This is a genomic window from Mesorhizobium sp. M4A.F.Ca.ET.022.05.2.1, assembly GCF_003998845.1.
Taxonomy (GTDB): Bacteria; Pseudomonadota; Alphaproteobacteria; order Rhizobiales; family Rhizobiaceae; genus Mesorhizobium.
In genome coordinates this window covers 1-3,597 of sequence record NZ_RZOJ01000519.1, presented here as the reverse complement: position 1 = coordinate 3,597, position 3,597 = coordinate 1, and the positions used below count along the sequence as shown (strand labels likewise).

Genomic DNA, 3,597 nt, shown 5'->3' with positions numbered 1-3,597 from the left:
CCTGTAGTCGAGCGCGAGCATAAAGTCGCCGGTCGCACGCTGCCGCTCAAGATCGTCGAGAACCACAGGGCGCGCCGGTTGACGCTGCGCATCGATTCCGGCGGCCAGGGCCTGCGCATCACCGTGCCGCCGGGCCTGCGCCGCGGCGAGGTGGAGAAATTCCTGGATCGCCATCAGGACTGGCTGGAGCAGCGGCTGGCCAAGGTGCCGACAAGGCCGCAGGTACGGCCGGGCATCAAGATTCCGGTGCGCGGCGTGGCGCATCGCATCGTCCATGATCCGTCCAAGCGTGGCACCGTCACCATCTCGCGCGACGAGCGCGGCCCGCTGCTCATCGTGCATGGCGAGCGCGTGCACCTGCCGCGCCGCATCGCCGATTATCTGAAGCGCGAGGCCAAGCGCGAGATCGAGAAGCTGGTGGTCAAACACACCGAAGCGCTCGGCAAGCGCGCCAAGGCGATCCGCTTCAAGGACACCTCCAGCCGCTGGGGCTCGTGCACCTCGGAAGGCAATCTATCCTTCTCCTGGCGCATCATGATGGCGCCGGCGCCGGTGATAAACTACCTCGTCGCGCATGAGGTGGCGCATCTGAAAGAGATGAACCACGGCCCGAAATTCTGGAAACTGTGCGAAAAGCTCTGCCCCGACACCGACCGCTGCAAGGACTGGCTGAAGCGCAACGGCGGCGCCCTGCAGGCGATTGTTTTCGATTGACGCTGCGGGCGGCCTTGGGCCGGCCGCTCAGTCATCATTCGCCGCGTTCAGTTCCTCCGGTCGCAACCCCTCGGCGCCATGTTGTGGCCACGGCAGGAAATTGCGGTCGAAGGCGTCACCACCGAAATAATCCAGCGCACGGTGCGCCTCGGCGCCGTTGAAGGCGGCCTTGTCCATCAGATGCGAGATCACCTCGCGCGCTTGCGCGATCTTCTGCCTGAGTTCGGCAACGGTCTGGTCGGCCATGATTGTCTGCTCCCGCCTGTTGTCCCTCTTTGAAAGGTAGTGCTTTCCGCGGTGGCGGCAACAGCATGCTTTTTCTCGACTCTTCGGCCGTTTCGTGCCAAGCCCCGCGCCATGGCGCTCGACATCAAGATCTGCGGGTTGAAGACCGACGAGGCAATGGCCGCGGCGCTGGCTGGCGGCGCCAGCCATGTCGGCTTCATCTTTTTCGCCAAGAGCCCTCGCTATATCGAGCCCGCCGACGCTGGCCGTCTGCGCGAGGCGGCGCGCGGCAAGGCCCTGGCGGTTGCCGTGACCGTCGACGCCGGTGATGCGTTCCTGGATGAGATCGTCGCCAGGATGCAGCCTGATATGCTGCAGCTGCATGGCACCGAAACGCCCGAGCGGGTGGCCGAGGTGAAAGCCCGCAATGGCCTGCCGGTGATGAAGGCATTGTCGATCAGCGAAGGGGCCGATCTGGAGCGGATAAAACCGTTCGTCGGCATCGCCGACCGCTTCCTGTTCGACGCCAAGCCGCCGAAAGGTTCCGAATTGCCGGGCGGCAACGGCGTCGCCTTCGACTGGCATATCCTTGCCGGCCTTGACGCCGGCGTCGATTACATGCTTTCCGGTGGGCTCAACGCCGCCAACATCGGCGATGCCCTGAGATCAGCCAATCCACCCGGTATCGACATTTCGTCGGGGGTGGAGAGCGCCCCGGGCGTCAAGGAACCGGCGCTGATCGAGCAGTTTTTCCGGGCCGTCAGGGCCGCGCAGCGACGACCGCGCCGCCTGAGCAATTCTTGAATCAGGAGATCGGCGATGAACAAGCCGGCTATGCCCAATTCCTTCCGCACCGGGCCCGACGAGCAGGGCATGTTCGGCATCTTCGGCGGCCGCTTCGTCGCCGAGACGCTGATGCCGCTGATCCTCGACCTCGAACGACACTGGAACGAGGCCAAGAATGATCCGGAGTTCAGGGCCGAGCTGACCGCCCTGTCGACCTACTATGCCGGGCGGCCGTCAAAGCTCTATTTCGCCGAAGGCCTCACGAAACATCTCGGCGGCGCCAAGGTCTATTTCAAGCGCGAGGATTTGAACCACACCGGCTCGCACAAGATCAACAATTGCCTCGGCCAGATCCTGCTTGCCAAGCGCATGGGCAAGAAGCGCATCATTGCCGAGACTGGCGCCGGCCAGCATGGCGTTGCCTCCGCCACAGTCGCGGCGCGCTTCGGCTATCCGTGCGTCGTCTACATGGGCGCCACCGACGTCGCCCGCCAGAGCCCCAACGTCTTTCGCATGAAGCTGCTCGGCGCCGAGGTGCGGCCGGTCACCGCCGGTCACGGCACGCTGAAGGACGCCATGAATGAGGCGCTGCGTGATTGGGTGACCAATGTCGAGGACACCTATTACCTGATCGGCACCGCGGCCGGCCCGCATCCCTATCCGGAGCTGGTGCGCGACTTCCAGTCCGTGATCGGCACGGAAGCCCGCGCCCAGATCCTTGAACAGGAAGGCCGGCTGCCCGACACGATCATCGCCGCCGTCGGCGGTGGCTCCAACGCCATCGGCCTGTTCCACCCTTTCCTCGACGACAAGGACGTCCGCATCATCGGCATCGAGGCCGGCGGGCGCGGCCTCGACGGCGTCGAGCATTGCGCCTCGATGAACGCCGGCGCGCCCGGCGTGCTGCATGGCAACCGCACCTATCTTCTGCAAAATTCGGATGGCCAGATCATGGACGGCCATTCGATCTCGGCCGGTCTCGACTATCCGGGCGTTGGGCCGGAGCATTCCTGGCTGCGCGACTCTGGCCGCGTCGAATATGTGCCAATCCTCGACGACGAGGCGTTGGAAGCCTTCCAACTGACGACGCGCGTCGAAGGCATCATCCCGGCGTTGGAATCGGCCCATGCCATCGCCCATGCGATGAAGATTGTGCCGGCCATGGACAAGGACCAGATCGTCATCGTCAACCTGTCCGGCCGCGGCGACAAGGACGTGCACACGGTGGCCAACATGCTGGGCATGGAGATCTGAACATGACGACCCGTATCGACCGCCGCATGGCCAAGTTGAAAGCCGAGGGCCGCCCGGCGCTCGTCACCTATTTCATGGGCGGCGACCCCGACTACGACACTTCCCTCGCCATCATGAAGGCGCTGCCCGGAGCAGGCAGCGACGTCATCGAGCTCGGCATGCCGTTTTCCGATCCAATGGCCGACGGTCCGGCCATCCAGGCGGCGGGCCTGAGAGCCCTCAAGGGCGGCCAGACGCTGGTCAAGACGCTGAGGATGGCGTCGGAATTCCGCGCGAGCGACAATGAGACGCCGATCGTGCTGATGGGCTACTACAACCCGATCTACATCTACGGCGTCGAGCGCTTCCTCGCCGACGCCAAGGCGAGCGGCATCGACGGGCTGATCGTCGTCGACCTGCCGCCGGAAATGGACGAGGAACTCTGCATCCCGGCGCTGAAAGCCGGCATCAACTTCATCCGCCTGGCGACGCCGACCACCGACGACAGGCGCCTGCCCAAGGTGTTGGAGAACACCTCCGGCTTCGTCTATTACGTCTCGATGACCGGCATCACCGGCTCCGCGCTCGCCGACACCGCCAAGGTGGCGGCGGCGGTCAAGCGCATCAAGGGTCACACCG

5 protein-coding genes are annotated in these 3,597 nt (G+C 64.7%); 4 read left to right on the top strand and 1 reads right to left on the bottom strand.

The genetic code is table 11. The annotated features are described in order from the left end of the window. On the top strand, window positions 1-714 hold a 714-nt coding region (locus EN745_RS31855), incomplete at its 5' end, for a M48 family metallopeptidase (protein ID WP_145992252.1). Between the two features lie 27 nt (window positions 715-741). On the opposite strand, the gene EN745_RS31850 is transcribed toward EN745_RS31855, so the two are convergent. Then, window positions 742-960, bottom strand: a complete 219-nt coding sequence (locus tag EN745_RS31850) for a hypothetical protein (RefSeq protein WP_126057132.1) — start codon at window positions 958-960, stop codon at window positions 742-744. Window positions 961-1,071: 111 nt separating this feature from the next. On the opposite strand from EN745_RS31850, the gene EN745_RS31845 reads away from it, so the two are divergent. From EN745_RS31845 to trpA, 3 genes are all read left to right on the top strand, one after another. Next, the gene (locus EN745_RS31845) at window positions 1,072-1,743 is read left to right on the top strand and encodes a phosphoribosylanthranilate isomerase (RefSeq protein WP_127423084.1); all 672 of its coding nucleotides are present in this window, start codon (window positions 1,072-1,074) and stop codon (window positions 1,741-1,743) included. A gap of 15 nt (window positions 1,744-1,758) precedes the next feature. Then, window positions 1,759-2,979, top strand: coding sequence for a tryptophan synthase subunit beta (gene trpB, locus EN745_RS31840; protein WP_127423083.1), 1,221 nt, complete (start codon window positions 1,759-1,761; stop codon window positions 2,977-2,979). Window positions 2,980-2,981: 2 nt separating this feature from the next. After that, on the top strand, window positions 2,982-3,597 hold a 616-nt coding region (gene trpA / locus EN745_RS31835; RefSeq protein ID WP_127423082.1), incomplete at its 3' end, for a tryptophan synthase subunit alpha.

Excerpts from the sequence above, each read along its gene's own strand:
- trpB (WP_127423083.1), top strand. The coding sequence starts at position 1,759 with ATGAACAAGCCGGCTATGCCCAATTCCTTCCGCACCGGGCCCGACGAG.
- EN745_RS31850 (WP_126057132.1), bottom strand. The coding sequence starts at position 960 with ATGGCCGACCAGACCGTTGCCGAACTCAGGCAGAAGATCGCGCAAGCG.
- EN745_RS31845 (WP_127423084.1), top strand. The coding sequence starts at position 1,072 with ATGGCGCTCGACATCAAGATCTGCGGGTTGAAGACCGACGAGGCAATG.